This window comes from Paraburkholderia sp. UCT31 (assembly GCF_014397655.1).
GTDB classification, from domain to species: domain Bacteria; phylum Pseudomonadota; class Gammaproteobacteria; order Burkholderiales; family Burkholderiaceae; genus Paraburkholderia; species Paraburkholderia tuberum.
Genome location: NZ_VZQP01000025.1, coordinates 23,107 through 40,287, shown reverse-complemented (window position 1 = coordinate 40,287; position 17,181 = coordinate 23,107). Strand labels below are relative to the sequence as shown.

15 protein-coding genes are annotated in these 17,181 nt (G+C 65.5%); 13 read left to right on the top strand and 2 right to left on the bottom strand.

Annotated features, from left to right (window positions below; translation table 11 throughout):
* The first annotated feature begins 1 nt into the window (after position 1).
* A complete protein-coding gene (locus F6X40_RS21465) occupies positions 2-295 on the top strand; it encodes a contact-dependent growth inhibition system immunity protein (RefSeq protein WP_184071466.1) in 294 nt (97 codons plus the stop codon).
* A gap of 29 nt (positions 296-324) precedes the next feature.
* Here the strand turns inward: F6X40_RS21465 and hpaR are convergent, their stop codons facing one another.
* Positions 325-732, bottom strand: coding sequence for a homoprotocatechuate degradation operon regulator HpaR (hpaR, locus tag F6X40_RS21460; RefSeq protein WP_187629136.1), 408 nt, complete (start codon positions 730-732; stop codon positions 325-327).
* Positions 733-923: 191 nt separating this feature from the next.
* Between hpaR and F6X40_RS21455 the strand changes: the two genes are divergently transcribed.
* From F6X40_RS21455 to hpaI, 7 genes are all read left to right on the top strand, one after another.
* Complete coding sequence (locus F6X40_RS21455) at positions 924-1,697, top strand: fumarylacetoacetate hydrolase family protein (protein ID WP_187629135.1); 774 nt, start codon at positions 924-926, stop codon at positions 1,695-1,697.
* Positions 1,694-2,452 (top strand): fumarylacetoacetate hydrolase family protein, encoded by a 759-nt coding sequence (locus tag F6X40_RS21450; protein ID WP_090806337.1) that lies wholly within the window; start codon positions 1,694-1,696, stop codon positions 2,450-2,452. Before F6X40_RS21455 ends, F6X40_RS21450 begins: the two co-directional genes overlap by 4 nt.
* A 40-nt stretch (positions 2,453-2,492) precedes the next feature.
* Entirely contained in the window at positions 2,493-3,950 is a 1,458-nt protein-coding gene (gene hpaE, locus F6X40_RS21445; protein ID WP_187629134.1) for a 5-carboxymethyl-2-hydroxymuconate semialdehyde dehydrogenase, read from the top strand.
* Positions 3,951-4,032: 82 nt separating this feature from the next.
* Positions 4,033-4,896 (top strand): 3,4-dihydroxyphenylacetate 2,3-dioxygenase, encoded by an 864-nt coding sequence (gene hpaD / locus F6X40_RS21440; protein WP_187629133.1) that lies wholly within the window; start codon positions 4,033-4,035, stop codon positions 4,894-4,896.
* Positions 4,897-4,915: 19 nt separating this feature from the next.
* A complete protein-coding gene (locus F6X40_RS21435) occupies positions 4,916-5,314 on the top strand; it encodes a 5-carboxymethyl-2-hydroxymuconate Delta-isomerase (protein ID WP_187629132.1) in 399 nt (132 codons plus the stop codon).
* 7 nt (positions 5,315-5,321) lie between these two features.
* Complete coding sequence (gene hpaH, locus F6X40_RS21430; RefSeq protein ID WP_187629131.1) at positions 5,322-6,125, top strand: 2-oxo-hept-4-ene-1,7-dioate hydratase; 804 nt, start codon at positions 5,322-5,324, stop codon at positions 6,123-6,125.
* 10 nt (positions 6,126-6,135) lie between these two features.
* Entirely contained in the window at positions 6,136-6,939 is an 804-nt protein-coding gene (gene hpaI, locus F6X40_RS21425; RefSeq protein ID WP_187629130.1) for a 4-hydroxy-2-oxoheptanedioate aldolase, read from the top strand.
* A gap of 21 nt (positions 6,940-6,960) precedes the next feature.
* On the opposite strand, the gene F6X40_RS21420 is transcribed toward hpaI, so the two are convergent.
* On the bottom strand, positions 6,961-9,282 hold the full coding sequence (locus F6X40_RS21420) for a bifunctional diguanylate cyclase/phosphodiesterase (RefSeq protein WP_187629129.1): 2,322 nt from the start codon (positions 9,280-9,282) through the stop codon (positions 6,961-6,963).
* A gap of 1,000 nt (positions 9,283-10,282) precedes the next feature.
* Between F6X40_RS21420 and bcsD the strand changes: the two genes are divergently transcribed.
* From bcsD to bcsB, 5 genes are all read left to right on the top strand, one after another.
* Positions 10,283-10,738, top strand: coding sequence for a cellulose biosynthesis protein BcsD (gene bcsD, locus F6X40_RS21415; RefSeq protein ID WP_090806351.1), 456 nt, complete (start codon positions 10,283-10,285; stop codon positions 10,736-10,738).
* Positions 10,739-10,885: 147 nt separating this feature from the next.
* Positions 10,886-11,623 (top strand): cellulose biosynthesis protein BcsP, encoded by a 738-nt coding sequence (gene bcsP, locus F6X40_RS21410; RefSeq protein WP_187629128.1) that lies wholly within the window; start codon positions 10,886-10,888, stop codon positions 11,621-11,623.
* Positions 11,620-12,408: a cellulose biosynthesis protein BcsQ gene (bcsQ, locus tag F6X40_RS21405; protein WP_187629127.1), complete on the top strand. Its 789-nt coding sequence runs from the start codon at positions 11,620-11,622 to the stop codon at positions 12,406-12,408. Before bcsP ends, bcsQ begins: the two co-directional genes overlap by 4 nt.
* Positions 12,405-14,612: a UDP-forming cellulose synthase catalytic subunit gene (gene bcsA, locus F6X40_RS21400; RefSeq protein ID WP_187629126.1), complete on the top strand. Its 2,208-nt coding sequence runs from the start codon at positions 12,405-12,407 to the stop codon at positions 14,610-14,612. The genes bcsQ and bcsA overlap by 4 nt, the downstream gene beginning before the upstream one ends.
* Positions 14,613-14,615: 3 nt before the next feature.
* Positions 14,616-17,180 carry a cellulose biosynthesis cyclic di-GMP-binding regulatory protein BcsB gene (gene bcsB, locus F6X40_RS21395; protein WP_187629125.1) on the top strand — a complete coding sequence of 855 codons (2,565 nt, stop codon included), beginning with the start codon at positions 14,616-14,618 and terminating at the stop codon, positions 17,178-17,180.
* Position 17,181: the final 1 nt, after the last annotated feature.

Here is a 17,181-nt window from a genome sequence, read left to right as displayed (position 1 = left end):
TGTGAAAGACGAATCACCTTACCCGAATCTGGATTTTCTGATTCATGGTTATTTCAATGAAGATTTCGATTTATGGGGCAACGACGTACAGGAAATTGTCACGTGCTTCAAAAAAGAGAGCGACAAGACCCTTCATAAGTTAGTCGTGGATGAAATCGATCGTTTTGAAAGCGACCATTCCGCCAACCTGGACGGATACTTTGAGGAAATCTATGGCCTCTACGTTGATCCCGAACCGTGGGGCCACACGACCGCCTCATTTCTCGATGAAGTGAAGCGTCTCCTGAGAGAATAGATAGCCCCAAACCTGCCGCGAAACGTCGGTCACTCATCCTCTTCCGACAACCCCGCCAACAGATCGTCGAGCGCGCGATACACGCGCTCGACGATCTCCGGTCCCACCTTGCGCTCGAGCTCGCGATAGTGCGCCTCGAGATCCTTCGAAATCACGCGCACCAGTTCGACGCTCGTATCGGTCAGCGACACGAGCACACGCCGCTGATCCTCCGCGAAACGTTCTTTCGTCACGAGTTCCATGCTCTCCATGCGCGCGAGCACGCCGGCCATGCTCGGGCTCGAAATCGTGCAGATGTCGGAGATGTGGCGCGGCTCCATCGGGCCGTGCTCGTTGAGCGCGCGAATCACGCGCCATTGCTGCTCGGTGAGTCCATGCGCGGTGATCAACGGACGAAAACGCTCCATCATTTTTTCGCGGGCGCGTAACAACAGCATCGGCAAATTGCGGTGCAAAACTCGGGTGGACGCAGCGGACATGGTGGCAAGGAATCAGAAAAAAACAGCTGTCGAAACTTACGGGAAAACCCGCGATCAACCGGCAGCCTATTGACCGTCGATGATTTCAAGCGGGATACTACTAACATCTTAGTGTTTTCGCCAAACTTTCGCCACGAGGCTGCGCATTTATGTTTGCCCTTGCCGATCATCTGCTGCATCCCGAAGGCGACGCGCTGCCTCGCGACGTGGACGCGCACACCGCGGCCGCGTTGCTGGCACGCGGCGTTGCGTGTCGCGCGCCGGTCAGCGGCGCCGTGTACGGCGCCCTGCTGAACGATCGCGCCGCCTTGAACGCGCTGGGCAACGCAGTGCATGCGGCACCGTACAAGGCACCGCCGAAAGCGCCGATTCTGTATCTGAAGCCGCGCAACACGCTGGCCGGGCATCGGGCGCGCGTGGTCGTGCCGGATAACACGCTCGGCGTCGAGGTCGGCGCGTCACTCGGCATCGTGATTGGCCGTACCGCGACGCGCGTCGGCGTCGAGCGCGCGGCGGACTACATCGCCGGCTATACGCTGGTCGGCGATCTGAGCGTGCCGCATACCAACGTGTATCGCCCGAACGTGCGACTGCGCGCATGCGACGGCTTCTGCGTGATCGGACCGGCGCTCGTCGCCGCGCGCCACGTCGCCGCGCCGGATCGGCTCGACATCGCCGTCTCGCTGAACCGCGCCGAACCGTTCACGGCAAGCACCGCAACGTCGGTGCGCAACATCGCGCAATTGCTCGCCGACCTCACCGATTTCATGACGCTGAACGCGGGCGACGTGCTCACGCTCGGCGTCCGGCACGGCTCGCCGGTCGCGCACGTCGGCGATACGGCCACGCTGTCGATCGGCACGCTGCCGCCCTTGACCATATCGTTCATCGGCATGGATCAACACAACCGAGAACCGTCATGATGCGCGGCCGCGTCGCCTATGCGGGAGCGATTCACGAAGCGTATCCGCACGAGCAGGGTGTCCGCCTCGCCGACGGCCGCGTGCGTCGCGAGGACGAAGTGGTCTGGCTTGCGCCGATCGAAGTCGGCACGATCTTCGCGCTCGGCCTGAACTACGCCGAGCACGCGAAGGAATTGCAGTTCAGCAAACAGGAAGAACCGCTGGTGTTTCTGAAGGGACCCGGCACGGTGCTCGGCCATCGCGGCGTCACGCGTCGCCCCGCCGACGTCACGTTCATGCACTACGAGTGCGAGCTCGCGGTCGTGATCGGGCGAACCGCGCAAAACGTCGCGCGTGAAGACGCCATGCAGCACGTGGCGGGCTACATGATCGCGAACGACTACGCGATTCGCGACTACCTCGAAAACTACTATCGCCCGAATCTGCGCGTGAAGAATCGCGACGGCGGCACGGTGCTCGGCCCCTGGTTCGTCGACGCCGCCGACATCGCCGACGTCACTCAGCTCGAGCTGCGCACGTTCGTCAACGGCACGCGTCAGCAATGCGGCAATACGCGCGATCTCGTCACGGGCATCCGCGCACTGATCGAATACCTGAGCGGCTTCATGACGCTCGCGCCCGGCGACGTGATCCTGACCGGCACGCCCGAAGGCATCGTCAACGTCAACACGGGCGACGAAGTCGTCTGCGAAATCGACGGCCTCGGTCGTCTCGTCAACACGATCGCCTCGGACGCGGACTTCGGCCGCGCCTGATGGACAGCAAAAACCCACCGAACAGCGAAAGGACAAGGCAATGCCGATCGACCATCTGATCAACGGCGAGGCGTGCACCTCGAGCGACTATTTCGAAACCGTCAATCCGGCCACCCAGGAAGTGCTCGCCGAGGTCGCACGCGGCGGCGCGAAGGAGATCGATGCGGCCGTGCAAGCGGCCAAAGGCACCTTCCCCGCCTGGGCCGCGAAACCCGCCGCGGAACGCGCGAAGCTGATCCGCAGACTCGGCGAGCTGATCACGAAGCACGTGCCGGAAATCTCGGAGACCGAAACGAAGGACACCGGCCAGACGATCTCGCAGACGCGCAAGCAACTGGTGCCGCGCGCGGCCGACAACTTCAGCTATTTCGCCGAGATGTGCACGCGCGTAGACGGCCACACGTACCCGACCGACTCGCATCTGAACTACACGCTGTTTCATCCGGTCGGCGTGTGCGCGCTGATCTCGCCGTGGAACGTGCCGTTCATGACGGCCACCTGGAAGGTGGCGCCCTGCCTCGCGTTCGGCAACACCGCTGTGCTGAAGATGAGCGAGCTGTCGCCGCTGACCGCCTCGATGCTCGGCAAGCTCGCGCTCGAAGCGGGCATCCCGGCGGGCGTGCTGAACGTCGTGCACGGCTATGGCAAGGAAGCGGGCGAGCCACTCGTCGCGCATCGCGACGTTCGCGCGGTGTCGTTCACCGGGTCGACCGCGACCGGCAATCGCATCGTGCAAACCGCAGGCCTGAAGAAGTTCTCGATGGAGCTTGGCGGCAAGTCGCCGTTCGTGATCTTCGACGACGCCGACTTCGAACGCGCGCTCGATGCCGCGGTGTTCATGATCTTCTCGAACAATGGCGAGCGCTGCACCGCGGGCTCGCGCATTCTCGTGCAGCGCTCCATTTACGCGCGGTTTGCCGAGCGCTTCGTCGAGCGCGCGAAGCGCCTGACGGTGGGCGATCCGCTCGCGGACAGCACGATCGTCGGCCCGATGATCAGCCAGGGGCATCTCGCCAAAGTGCGCAGCTATATCGAGCTCGGCCCGAAGGAAGGTGCCACGCTTGCGTGCGGTGGGCTCGATACGCCCGAGTTGCCCGACGCCTTGCGTCACGGCAATTTCGTCACGCCGACCGTGTTCGTCGACGTCGACAACCGTATGCGCATCGCGCAGGAAGAGATCTTCGGACCGGTCGCGTGCCTGATTCCGTTCGACGATGAAGCCGAGGCGATCCGTCTCGCCAACGATGTTTCGTATGGTCTGTCGAGCTATATCTGGACCGAGAACACGGGCCGCGCGTTGCGCGTGGCGGCCGCCGTCGAAGCCGGCATGTGCTTCGTGAACAGCCAGAACGTGCGCGATCTGCGCCAGCCGTTCGGCGGCACGAAGGCGTCGGGTGTGGGCCGTGAAGGCGGGACGTGGAGTTATGAAGTGTTCCTCGAACCGAAGAACGTCTGCGTGTCGCTCGGCTCGCATCATATTCCGCGCTGGGGCATTTAATCGCGACGTCAAACGAAATTGCTAAAGCATGGGACCGGAGTAAGAGCTGACGCTCTAACTCCGCTCGACACTGGAGACCGCGATGGGCAAACTCGCGTTGGCAGCAAAAGTTACACATGTGCCGTCGTTGTATTTATCCGAGCTCGACGGTCCGCACAAGGGTTGCCGTCAGGCCGCGATCGACGGACACCATGAAATCGGCCGACGCTGCCGCGAACTTGGCGTCGATACGATCGTCGTGTTCGACGTGCACTGGCTAGTGAATAGCGAATACCACATCAATTGCGCGCCGAAGTTCGAAGGCGTGTACACGAGCAACGAGCTGCCGCATTTCATCAGGAACATGCCGTACGCGTATCCGGGCAATGTCGGGCTTGGTCAGCAGATCGCGGACGTCGCCAACGAAATGGGCGTGAAAAGCCGCGCGCACAGCGAGACCACGCTCGAACTCGAATACGGCACGCTGGTGCCGATGCGCTATATGAACGGCGATCAGCACTTCAAGGCGGTGTCGGTGGCGGGCTGGTGCATGTGGCACGACCTCGCAACCAGCGCGCGTTTCGGCCTCGCGGTACGCAAGGCCATCGAAGAACGCTACGACGGTACCGTGGCCATTCTCGCGAGCGGCTCGCTGTCGCATCACTTCGCGAACAACGGCACCGCCGAGCAGTTCATGCACAAAGTCTGGAGCCCGTTCCTCGAACAGATGGATCGCAGCGTGGTGCGCATGTGGGAAGCCGGCGACTGGAAGACCTTCTGCGACATGCTGCCGCTCTACAACGAGAAATGTTGGGGCGAAGGCGGCATGCACGATACCGCGATGCTGCTCGGTGCGCTCGGCTGGGATCGTTACGACGGCAAGGTCGAAGTCGTCACGCCTTATTTCGGCAGTTCGGGCACCGGCCAGATCAACGCGATCTTCCCGGTCACGCCGCTACCCGTCTGACACTCGCGAAGGGATCGCCATGCCTCACTTGACACTCGAATACAGCGCCAACCTCGCGGACGCGCAACGCCTCGGCGATCTATGCAAAGACCTCGCGCAGTGCCTCGACGCGCAGCGCGATAACGGCGAGCGCGTCTATCCGCTCGGCGGCATCCGCGTGCGCGCGCTGCGCTGCGACCAGTACTGCATCGCCGATGGGCGGCCCGACGCCGCGTTCCTGCACGCGAATCTGAAGATCGGCGCGGGCCGCCCGGAGGCCGTCAAGAAGGCGACCGGCGACGCACTGTTCGCGCTGATCAAGCAGCGCTTCGCCACTGGGTTCGAACGGCAGGGGCTCGCGTTGTCGCTCGAAATCAACGAGTTCAGCGAAGCGGGCACCTGGAAGCACAACAATCTGCACGCGCGGCTCAAGGGCTGACATCATCATGCTAGACGAACAAACCATCCGCGACCTCGCCGCGCAACTCGATCACGCGGAAAAGACCCGCACGCAGCTGCGCCATTTTTCCGCGCAGTATCCAGAGATGACCGTACTGGACGGCTACGCGATACAACGCGAGTGGGTCAAGCTGAAACTCGCCGAAGGCCACGTAATCAAGGGCAGGAAGATCGGCCTGACGTCGCGCGCCATGCAGCGCTCGTCGCAGATCGACGAACCGGACTACGCGCCCCTGCTCGACAGCATGTTCATCGAAAGCGGCCAGGACATTCGCGTGGATCGCTTCATCGCGCCGCGCGTCGAAGTGGAACTCGCGTTCGTGCTGAACAAACCGCTGAAGGGCCCCGGCGTCACGCTGTTCGATGTGCTCGACGCGACCGCGTACGTGAGCCCGGCCGTCGAAATCATCGACGCGCGCATCGAGCAGTTCGATCGCGAAACACGCGCGCCGCGCAAGGTCCATGACACGATCTCCGACTTCGCCGCGAACGCCGGCGTCGTGCTCGGCGGCCGGCCGGTGCGTCCGCTCGACGTCGACCTGCGCTGGGTCGGCGCGTTGCTGTACAGGAACGGCGCGGTCGAGGAAAGCGGGCTCGCGGCGGCGGTGCTCAACCATCCGGCCATCGGCGTCGCGTGGCTCGCCAACAAAATTGCTCCGCACGACGAATCATTGAATGCGGGCGATGTGATCCTGAGCGGCTCGTTCACGAGCCCGATTCCCGCCCGCGCGGGCGACACGTTCCACATCGACTATGGCCCGCTCGGCGGCATTGGTTTGAATTTCATCTGAACGCATCAATATGTCCTTGCCGAAAAACTCCTTCAAACGCGCGCTCGCCGAAGGCAGACCGCAGTTCGGCCTGTGGGCCGCGCTCGCCGACGCCTACGTGACCGAGCTGCTCGCCACCGCCGGCTTCGACTGGCTGCTGATCGACAACGAGCACGCACCGAACGACGTACGCAGCACGCTGTCGCAATTGCAGGCGGTCGCCGCGTATCCGTCGCATCCGGTCGTGCGGCCGGTACGCAGCGACGCCGCGCTGATCAAGCAGTTGCTCGACATCGGCGCGCAAACGCTGCTGCTGCCAATGATCGACACGGCCGCGCAAGCGCTCGATGCGGTCGCGGCCACGCGTTATCCGCCACAAGGCATTCGCGGCGTCGGCAGCGCGCTCGCGCGTGCGTCGCGCTGGAATCGCGTGCCCGACTATCTGGACACCGCCGCCGACGAACTGTGCGTGATCGTGCAGGCGGAGACCGTGCAGAGCCTCGACAATCTCGTGGAGATCGCGCATGTGGATGGCGTCGATGGCGTGTTTTTCGGGCCGTCGGATCTGAGCGCATCGATGGGATTGCTCGGCAAGCCGGGCGACGCGCGCGTGCGCGACGCGATTCGCCACGGCATCGATACCGTGCGCACCGCTGGCAAGGCAGCGGGCGTGCTCGCCCCTGATCCCGCGCTGGCGGCCGGATATCTGGCGGCGGGCGCGACCTTCGTCGCGGTCGGCACGGACACCGGCTTGCTGAGCCGCGCGGCCGCGGACCTCGCCGCGTCGTACAAGGAGCTGGCGGCGAGCGCGCCGCAGGTCAAAGGCGGGTATTGAAGCGAAAGCCTTTCACTTCCCCTACTCGCCCGCCGGCCAAGGCAAGCCTCGCGCCGACCAATCCAGCTCGACCCCCATCACACAGCGCCCGCTCGCCAGCTGCACGGCAAGTGTCACTGCGATGCACGGCCGCCCGCTCGCGAGCGACAGATAAGGATTACTGGTGACCGCCTCGCCGGGCAGCAGCACCGCATTGCGGAAGTACGGCCGATGATCCCAGCGCGCATCGCGCGGATTCGCGACCGGCTGCAGCGACGCCGCGTCCTCGCACCACGCCGGCCCACGCACCTCGTGACCGATCTGGCGGCCGGTGTCGTCGAGGATGAAACAGCTGATGCAACGCTTGAAGGTGGCGAGCAGCGCGAACGCGTCGTCCATCATGGCGCCGGCGCGCAAGCCGTCGGCCGCGCGCCGCAGTTCGAGCCGGTACGGCTCCATTTCCGATTCGAACAACGCATGCTGATGCGCACGGCCCTGCGCGATCACGTCGAACGCATCGTCGATCTGGCGATGCACCGACTCGGGCGGCGCGATTTCTGCCGCGGGCCGCCCTAGCAGATAGCCCTGCGCGAAATCGACATTCGACTCGACCGCGAGAATCAGCTCGTCGGCCGTCTCGACGCCTTCGACGACCACCAGCATCCCCGCCTGGTGCAGCAGCGACACGAGTTTCGGCAGGATCGGCTGCTGCGTGCCGTACGTGGTCGCGCGAATCAGCTCGCCGTCGAGCTTGACGAGGTCCGGCCGGATCCGCAGCAGCCGGTCGAGATTCGACTGGCCCGCGCCGAAGTCGTCGACTGCGATCAGGAAGCCGTGCTGGCGATAGCGCGCCGCCGCGCGCGACATCTCGTCGACGCTGCCGCCATGCGATTCGAGAATCTCCAGAATCACGCGCTCGGGTTCGAGCCCCGCGACGCGCACGATCTTCGTCAACTGGTCGGCGTAGCCTTCGGCGACGAAGGTGGACGGCAGGATGTTCAGGAACAGCCACGCGTCGCCGGGCAGCGCGCGACGCGCGTTGCCGAGATGCACCGCGTGGCTCGCGCGGTCGAGCGCGCCTTCGTCGCTCGACGGCTTCGGCGCGAACATCACGACCGGCGGCACCAGCGTGCCGTCGCCATGCTCTCCGCGCAGCAGCGCCTCGAAGCCGACCTGCTTCTGATGCGACAGGCTGTAGAGCGGCTGAAAGTGCGAGATCAGATAGAAGTCTTCCCAGCGGTAACGCGCCGCGTCGGCGCTCGGGTCGCCGAACGGTGACTGCAGCGCGTCGAACGGCAGCGCGCGCTCCGCGCAGACACGGTTGCGCCCCGTCTGCTTCGCGCGCAGCAAGGCTTCGTCCGCGCGATCGAGCAGCATCATGAAGCTTTCGCCGCGCCGATGCTCGGCGACGCCGAAGCTCGCGGTCAGATGGCCGTCCGGCCGTTCGATCGCGGCGATGTCGAGGCGCAGCCGCTCGGCGAGCTGCAGCGCGCCGGTGAGATCGTCGTCGAGCAGCAGCGCGAATTCCTCGCCGCCGATGCGGCTCACGCTTGGGTAGAGCGCAACCGCGTCCTTCAGCACCTGCGCGACCTGGAACAGCGCATGGTCGCCGACCGCATGACCGAAGCGGTCGTTGAGCGACTTGAAGCTGTCGATGTCGAGAAAGATCGCGCTGATCTGCGCCCCTGGCGCCAGCGTCTCGAGGCGTCCCTCCGCGTGCTTGACGAACGAGCGACGATTTTGCAGGCCCGTCAGCGGATCGGTCGCCGCGAGTTGCGCGAGCTGGCTCTCGAGCAGAAAGTGATTGCGCCGGAAACGGTAGAAGCCGAAATGGAATACCGCCGCCGTCGGCGCGCCGATCGCGATGCCCCACGTCCACACGGCCGCCTCGACCTCGGGCGCATGAGCTTTGCCGCGCAGCAGCGCGATGGCCGCCGCGTAGAACACCACGCTGCCGGTGACGAAATGCGCGGGCGTGAGCCATAGCGGCGCCGCGCAGATCGGTATCACCACGAATGCGGGCAATAGCCACGGCAACGGATACGCGAGGCCCTTCGCGTTCAGCACGAGCCCGGCGATCAGCACCAGTTCGTACGCGACGCCGATCGCGCCGAACAGCGCCGTCGACTTCGCGCGCGGGATCGCCAGCACCAGCAGCGCGAGCAGGAGCGCGCACAGCAGCCGGTACGCGAGCGGCCCGGCCGGTGCGCCGACCAGTTCGCGCGCCGTTACCATGCACAGGAACGCAACCACCGTGAAGCCCATCGTCACGAGGGAAAGCGGCCGCTGATGGTCGAGCGAGCGCCGGTGAAAGCGCTCACGCATGCTTGGCTCGGGGAGGTGCTGCGTCGGGATGGCAGACATAGATAGCTGATCAGGGTTTCCGGTCACTCCGCCAATAGTTATCGGCAAACGTTCGATAAACATTTATGGCTAACGTAACACGACGTATAAATTCGGCGCCTGCGTGCTTGAAAGTCGCGCTGCTTCCCACTGTGCGATCCGGCGATCCGGCCACCGGCCGGGCCGCGCTACGCCGCCATCACCCGATCGCGCCCCGCAGCTTTCGCCGCGTACAACGCACGGTCGGCGCGCGCCATCATCTGCGCGAGCCGTACATGGCGCCGCGCATCGTGTGGCCGAGGCACAGCAGCAGCGCCGCTGTCGCGAGAAAGTAGAAGCTGTAGCGCGGCCGGTTGGCCGAGTTCCGGTCAGCATCAGCAGCCCGAGCACCCCATAGAGGCTCGCGTGATGGGCGGACACCAGCGCGACGCGCGCATTGAAGTTCGGCGCGACGAAGGTCCAGTAGACCATGCCGACCAGCACGAACAGCAGCCCCACATAAGCGGGCCACGGCCGCGAGCGCGTTGGCGGCGATCCAGTAGTTCACACCGCACGGCCTTCGCCATTGCGTCCGCCAGAATCGTGACCAGCAGAATAGTGAGTGGATTGAGCATTGCAAATTATTTGAATCGAACGACGCCGCGCCGATCTTTCGCGCGACTCACTATCCGCCGAATGCATGATTAAAAGACTAAAGCTCAAAGCAGGCCGGATTGCCGGCTAATACACCTATGGTTCCGCAAGCGTTTTCGCGCGCCAGGCAAAGATTAACCTTTCAATTTCTTTTAAGCAGCAAAAATTACGCAATTCATGTGTCTCGATGCGTGTTTATTAACGTATAAGCTGAGCAATGGAAGTGGCTAAAAGCCGGTCTCTTAAGTAGACTTCTCACGATGTGTGCCGGGAACCCTAGACAACCCGGTAGAAATGACGTAATCGGCGCCCGATTGCCGAACGACTCCAATGCTCAATGGGTGTCACGTTCGCGATGTGCAACGGGCCGCGACCACTTCCGGAAAACATGGTCCCAATCCTCAACTATCTGCTGGAACGCCAAATCTCGCCGCAATGGCGCGGCATGCTGAGCGCGCTGGCGAGCGAGTTCGAAGCGCAAATCGGACACGACGAGCTGCGCCAGCTGATGCATCGCGTCGGCAGCCGTTTCGCGCTCGCGTATCCGCTGCCCGCCTGCGCATCGACGGCCGAGCTCGAGCAGGTGTTGAATTCTTACTGGCATCAGATGGATTGGGGTTACGTCGCGCTCGCCGATGAGGCGGAGTCGCTGCGCATCATTCACTATTGCGCGCCGCTGCCCGCCTTCGGCGAATCGGCGCTCGCCTGGACGCCGGCATTTCTCGAAGGCGCCTATCAGACGTGGTTGAGCGCGTTGGGCGCGCAGGGTTTGTCGGTCGTGCAGACGAGCGCGTTCGGCGAGGACAGCTCGCTCGAATTCCGCCTCGGCCGTCACCCCGCCTGAGCACCAGCGGGCGCTGCACGCGCACGTGCGAACGAGCGTGCGACGGCGATACAGCCGCCATGCAGAATCAGGGAAGGCAGTTCAAATAAACAGCACCCCGAGCAGTCGGTTTGGGGCCATGCACGGTATGTAACAGACGACGGCATCATGAGTTCATCGAGCGACATCGAAAAACTGTTCGAGCAATTTGGCGGCGACGCAACCGCGTACCAGGAGATTGGCCGCGAGAACGACGCGCGCACCGCGCGCACTCGTTGGCCGCTGCTCGTGACGCTCGATCTGACGCAACCGGCGATTCCGGCAATCGGCCAGCTTCGCGACGCGAAACCACAGCCGCCGATAAGCGTGGCGCCACGGGCCGCCGTCCACGAGGACACGACACCGAAGGACATGGCATCCGTGACGCGCGCGAAGGCACCGCTGTTCACGCGCCCGCACCGGCGTGACATTCCACCGGTACCTGTGGCCGCAGCCCAGCCCGCGGCGCCGAGCGGCGCGTCACGCTTTCGCACGGCCGACGAACTCGACGAGGCGGCCGCGCAAACGATTGCGCCTGTCGCGCCAGGCAGGACACGCCCCGCCGCGCCCGCCGCGCCCGCTTATGGCAGCGCGAGCACGGCACCGGCATCGTCGATGCCACAGCCACCAGCGCCGCAACCGACCTATACGGCCCAACCCGCGCAACCGGCCCAACCGCCGTCGATCCTCGGCAAGATGTTTGCAGCGCAAACCCCGAGCGCGCCGCCGCAAACGGCCGCGGCCGCGTCGCTGAACTCGGTGTTCGACCGTCTGCGCGGCACGTCCGCCCAAGGCGCGCAAGCACCCGCCGGCACCGCGCGCGGCGGCTTCGCCTCGTGGCTCACCGACGGTCCGCGTCGCTCATGAAAGTCATTGCCGTGGTGTCCGCCAAAGGGGGCGTCGGCAAGACCACCCTCGCCGCCAATCTCGCCTCCGTGCTCGCCAACAGCGGCCGGCGTGTGATTGCACTCGATCTCGATCCGCAGAACGCCCTGCGGCTGCACTTCGGCGTGCCGCTCGACAGCATCGACGGCCTGTCGCGCGCGACTCTCTCGGGCAACCCGTGGCAAACGGTGATGTTCGACGGTATCGACGGCGTGACCGTGCTGCCGTACGGCGCGCTGCTGGAGGACGACCGCCGCCGCCTCGAGGCGCAGATCGACCAGCGTCCGCAATGGCTCGCGCAGTCGCTGCAGCACCTGCGGCTCGATGCGTCCGACATCGTGATCGTCGATACGCCGCCCGGCTCGTCGACCTACGTGCGAACCGCGCTGAGCGCGGCCACCTTCGCGTTGAACATCGTGCTCGCCGACGCCGCGTCGTACGCGGCGATCCCGCAGATGGAGCGGCTGATCGAAACCTACGCGGCGCCGCGCGCGGACTTCGGCGGCGTCGGCTACGTGATCAACCAGATCGACCAATCCCGCCAGTTGACCAAGGACGTGCTGAAGGTGCTGCGTCAGATGCTCGCCGGCAAGGTGTTCCCCGGCGTGATCCATCTCGACGAAGGCGTCAGCGAAGCGCTCGCCTGCGACACCACGCTGATCCATTACGATCCGCTGAGCCAGGCCGCCGCCGATTTCCGCGCATGCGCCGCCTGGCTCATGGCGGCGCTCGACGCGATCGCCGCCCAGCCGAGGAACGTCGCATGAGCAGTCCAGCCTCCTCGCGCGAGCCCGAGGGCGGCGAGCCGTCGCGGTTCCAACGCTTCATCGACGCAAGCTTCTGGAACAGCCGCATCGTCACCGGGCTCGTCACGATGCTCGCGCTGTACATGCTGTACTTCGTGTTCACGGTGCCGCTCGAGTTCTATCAGCAGCTGACCTTCGCGACCCTGTGCTTCGTGCTCGCGCTGCTGTTTCGCCGTCGGCCCGGCCGCTACGCGACGATGGTGATGATCATGCTGTCGATCGTCGCGTCGGGCCGCTACATGTACTGGCGGCTGACCGAAACGACCTACTGGGAGCATCCGCTCGACGCCACCTGGGGTCTGCTGCTCGTGTCCGCCGAGCTCTACGCGACGATCGTGCTGATGCTCGGCTACTTCCAGACCGCGTGGCCGCTCAAGCGCAAACCAATGCCGCTGCCCGCCAATCGCGACGAATGGCCGACCGTCGACGTGTTCATCCCGACCTACAACGAGCCGCTCGCCGTCGTGAAGCCGACCGTCTACGCGGCGCTCGCGCTCGACTACCCGGCCGACAAGATGTCGATCCACGTGCTCGACGACGGCCGCCGCGCCGAGTTCAAGGCGTTCTGCGAGGAAGTCGGCGTGAACTGGACGATCCGCACGCACAATCGCCACGCGAAGGCCGGCAACATCAACGAGGCGCTGAAGATCACGAGCGGCGAGTACCTCGCGATCTTCGACTGCGATCACATCCCGACCCGCTCGTTCCTGCAGATCGGCCTCGGCTGGTTCCTGCGCGACAAGCTGCTGTCGATGCTGCAAACGCCACACCACTTCTTCTCCGCCGACCCGTTCGAGCGCAACCTCGGCACTTTCCGCAAGGTGCCGAACGAAGGCGAGCTGTTCTACGGCCTCGTGCAGGACGGCAACGATCTGTGGAACGCGACGTTCTTCTGCGGCTCGTGCGCGCTGCTGCGCCGGAGCATGGTCGACGAGATCGGTGGCATCGCGGTGGAGACCGTCACCGAGGACGCGCACACCGCGCTAAAGCTGCACCGCCTCGGCTACACCACCGCGTATCTGGCGATTCCGCAGGCCGCCGGCCTCGCGACCGAAAGCCTGTCGGGCCACATCGGCCAGCGCATCCGCTGGGCGCGCGGCATGACGCAGATCTTCCGCATCGACAATCCGCTCACCGGCAAGGGGCTGAAGATCGGCCAGAGGCTGTGTTACCTGAACGCGATGATGCACTTTTTCTACGGCGTGCCGCGTCTCGTGTTCCTGACCGCGCCGCTGTCGTATCTGTTCTTCGGCGCGCATGTGATCGAAGCGGCGGCCAGCACGATCGCGATCTACGCGCTGCCGCACATGATGCACGCGAGCATCACGAACTCGCGGATGCAGCGCCTGTTCCGCCATTCGTTCTGGGCCGAGGTGTACGAGTCGGTGCTGGCGTCGTACATCACCGCGCCGACGCTGCTCGCGCTGATCAACCCGAAGCTCGGCAAGTTCAACGTGACGGCCAAGGGCGGCGTGATCGAGAAGAGCTACTTCGACTGGTCGATCTCGCGGCCGTATCTGTTCCTGCTGCTGCTGAACCTGCTCGGCTTCCTCGCCGGTCTGGTGCACATCTACATGAACTGGCACGTGCGCAGCATCGTCGAGACCACGCTGCTCAATCTCGCGTGGACCAGCTACAACATGCTGATCCTCGGCGCGAGCGTGGCCGCCGCGAGCGAGCGCCGCCAGATCCGCGCGGTGCCGCGCGTCGCGATGAAGATGCCGGTGATGCTGAAGTTCTCGACCGGCCGCACGCTCGCGTGCGAAACGATCGACTACTCGGAAGGGGGCGTCGGCGTCGCGCTGCCCAGCACCATCGAAGTGCCGATGCAGGAGCGCGTGACCGTGTCGCTGTTCCGCGGCGACGAAGAGTACGCGTTCCCCGCCACCGTCAGTTTTACCGAGCCGGGCCGCGTGGGGCTGCGCTTTTCGTCGATGTCGCACGAACAGGAGTACGAGTTCGTCAAAACCACCTTCGCCCGCGCGGACGCGTGGACCGGCTGGGCCGAGGGACGCGAGACGGACACACCGCTGCGCGGTCTGTCGCACGTGCTGAAGGTCGGCGTGCGCGGCATCGCGGGGCTGTTCGAACATCTGTACGACGACTTGCGCAGTTCGATCAAAAGCCGTCCCGCGGACGTCAAGAAGCTAAAAACGAAAGACTGATCTATGGGCTACCGGATGGCCACGGACAATATCGAACGCCCGGCACACGGGCGCAACAGCACTGGACCCCAATCGCGCCTGTTTGCTTGTCACGGCTTGCGACACTCGCGGCGAATCATGCGCGGCGTCGCCTGCTGGCTCGCGCTGCAGACCGCGCTGGCGTCGTTCGTGCCGCTCGCTGAAGCGGCCAGCCCTGCCGCCGCCGCGGCCAAACGGGCGTCGGACGCGGCGGCACCCGCCGGCGCGCCGCAAACCCCGCAAGTCGCGACCGGTGTCGGCAACGTGCCCGCGCCGAGCGCGGCGGTGCCGTTCGATCCGAACGCGATCGCCCAGGGCCAGCTCGCCACGCCGACGCCCGCGCTCGCGGCGGCGTCGGTGAAGGCGCTCGGCATGCGCACGCCGACCACCGCCGAGCCCGGCACGCTGGTGCCCGGAGGCCGCCGCCAGACGCTGACGTTCGCCGACTTCGGCGCGCTCGACCCGCTGCAATTGCGCGGCGTCGACGGACAGAACGGCATCGCCTTCTCGGTGCGCGGCGACGAGGTCGTGACCGGCGCGACGCTGCATCTGATCTACAGTTATTCGCCCGCGCTGTTGGCGAACCTGTCGCAGCTGAAGGTGCTGGTCAACGGCGAAGTCGCGGCGACCCTGCCGCTGCCGCACGAGCAGGCCGGCATGCTGGTCGCGCGCGAGATCACGATCGATCCGCGCTTCATCACCGACTTCAACCACCTGAACCTGCAGCTGATCGGCCACTACACGACGGCCTGCGAAGACCCCGCGAACTCGTCGCTGTGGGCGACGATCAGCAACGCGAGCTCGCTCGACCTGACCTACTCGTCGCTCGCGACGAAGGCGGAGCTGGCCGCCCTGCCGCAGCCGTTTTTCGACCGCCGCGACCTGCGCCGCCTCGAGCTGCCGTTCGTGCTCGCGCAGAAGCCGGGCAACGGCACGCTCGAAGCCGCCGGCATCGTCGCGTCGTGGTTCGGCTCGCTCGCCGGCTACCGCGGCGCGGTGTTTCCCACCCAGCTCGACAACGCGCCGCTGTCGGGCAACGCGGTCGTGTTCGCGACCAGCGACCAGCATCCGGCCGGCGTGACGATTCCCGAGATCACCGGGCCGACCATCGCGGTGGTCGAGCGCGACGCGACCGCGCGCGGCAAGCTGCTGCTCGTGCTCGGCCGCAACGAGGCCGAGCTGAAGACCGCCGCGAGGTCGCTCGGGATCGGCCATAGCGCGCTGTCCGGCGCGAGCGCCACGATCACGTCGCTGAACGAAATTACGCCGCGCGTGCCGTACGACGCGCCGAACTGGCTGCCGACCGACCGCGCGGTGCGCTTCGGCGAGCTAGCCGATCCGAAAGACCTGACCGTGTTCGGCTACGACGCCGACGCGGTGCGCATCAACATGCGGGTGCCGCCCGATCTGTTCATGTGGCACACGCGCGGCGTGCCGATCGATCTGCGCTACCGCTACACGGTGCGGCCGGCGCGCGACCGCTCGTCGCTGAATATCGGCGTGAACAACGGCTTCGTGCAGGCGCTGCCGATTCCGGCGCGCCCTGCGTCGGTGTTCGACCTGAGCCGCTACTTCAACCTCATCATGCCCGACGGCACCGCCGACGCGCGCCGCAACATCCGCATCCCGCCGCTGCTGATGACGCCGCGCACACAGCTGCGGCTGCACTTCTACTACGACATCCCAAACACCGGCGAATGCGCGGGCCGCCTGCTGCAGAACGTGGTCGGCGCGATCGATCCGAACTCGACGATCGACCTGTCGTCGTTCCCGCACTACATGGCGCTGCCCGATCTGGCCGCGTTCGCCAACAGCGGCTTTCCGTTCACGCGGATGGCGGACCTCTCCGAGACCGCCGTCGTGCTGCCGGACGACCCGGACGCGAGCGACTACAGCCTGTATCTGCTGACGATGGGCCGGATGGGCGAATCGACCGGCTATCCGGTCTCCGGCGTGACCGTCGCTCATGCGGCCGACGTCGACCGCCTCGCCGACAAGGACTTGCTGGTGTTCGGCGCGCCTAGCAAGCAGCCGCTGTTGCAGCGCTGGTCGAAGTCGATGCCGTTCTCCAGCGACGGCGCCGCGCACACGTTCCAGCTCACCGACCTGGTGTTCAAGCTGCGGGACTGGTGGCACGGCGAGCGCGGCGTCGAGCGCACGCCCGCGCGTGCCGATCTGACGATGGTCAGCTCGAACGGCGCGGCGCTGCTAACCGGCTTCGAGTCGCCGCTGCAGCGAGGCCGCAGCGCGGTTGCGCTGATCAGCGCGGCCGGCCCGTCGGATGCCGATCTGTCCGCCGCGCTGCTCGACGCCGACGTGCTGCCGAAGATTCAAGGCGCGATGGCTGTGATCCATGGCCGCGCCGTCACCATCACGTCGAACGGCACCGCATACTACGTGGGCCGTCTGTCGCCGCAGGAGTATCTGCGCTGGGCACTGTCGTCGCATCCGCTGCTGCTGTTGCTCGGCGGCGTGCTCGCCGCGCTGATCATCGCGGCCTTGTGCTACCGGACCCTTCGCGCGATCGCCGCGCGTCGACTGAAGGACTAGG

What these genes read in the sequence shown, in the direction of transcription:
- hpaR (WP_187629136.1), bottom strand. Translation starts at nt 732, where the DNA reads ATGCTGTTGTTACGCGCCCGCGAAAAAATGATGGAGCGTTTTCGTCCG.
- F6X40_RS21455 (WP_187629135.1), top strand. Translation starts at nt 924, where the DNA reads ATGTTTGCCCTTGCCGATCATCTGCTGCATCCCGAAGGCGACGCGCTG.
- F6X40_RS21450 (WP_090806337.1), top strand. Translation starts at nt 1,694, where the DNA reads ATGATGCGCGGCCGCGTCGCCTATGCGGGAGCGATTCACGAAGCGTAT.
- hpaE (WP_187629134.1), top strand. Translation starts at nt 2,493, where the DNA reads ATGCCGATCGACCATCTGATCAACGGCGAGGCGTGCACCTCGAGCGAC.
- hpaD (WP_187629133.1), top strand. Translation starts at nt 4,033, where the DNA reads ATGGGCAAACTCGCGTTGGCAGCAAAAGTTACACATGTGCCGTCGTTG.
- F6X40_RS21435 (WP_187629132.1), top strand. Translation starts at nt 4,916, where the DNA reads ATGCCTCACTTGACACTCGAATACAGCGCCAACCTCGCGGACGCGCAA.
- hpaH (WP_187629131.1), top strand. Translation starts at nt 5,322, where the DNA reads ATGCTAGACGAACAAACCATCCGCGACCTCGCCGCGCAACTCGATCAC.
- hpaI (WP_187629130.1), top strand. Translation starts at nt 6,136, where the DNA reads ATGTCCTTGCCGAAAAACTCCTTCAAACGCGCGCTCGCCGAAGGCAGA.
- F6X40_RS21420 (WP_187629129.1), bottom strand. Translation starts at nt 9,282, where the DNA reads ATGTCTGCCATCCCGACGCAGCACCTCCCCGAGCCAAGCATGCGTGAG.
- bcsD (WP_090806351.1), top strand. Translation starts at nt 10,283, where the DNA reads ATGGTCCCAATCCTCAACTATCTGCTGGAACGCCAAATCTCGCCGCAA.
- bcsP (WP_187629128.1), top strand. Translation starts at nt 10,886, where the DNA reads ATGAGTTCATCGAGCGACATCGAAAAACTGTTCGAGCAATTTGGCGGC.
- bcsQ (WP_187629127.1), top strand. Translation starts at nt 11,620, where the DNA reads ATGAAAGTCATTGCCGTGGTGTCCGCCAAAGGGGGCGTCGGCAAGACC.
- bcsA (WP_187629126.1), top strand. Translation starts at nt 12,405, where the DNA reads ATGAGCAGTCCAGCCTCCTCGCGCGAGCCCGAGGGCGGCGAGCCGTCG.
- bcsB (WP_187629125.1), top strand. Translation starts at nt 14,616, where the DNA reads ATGGGCTACCGGATGGCCACGGACAATATCGAACGCCCGGCACACGGG.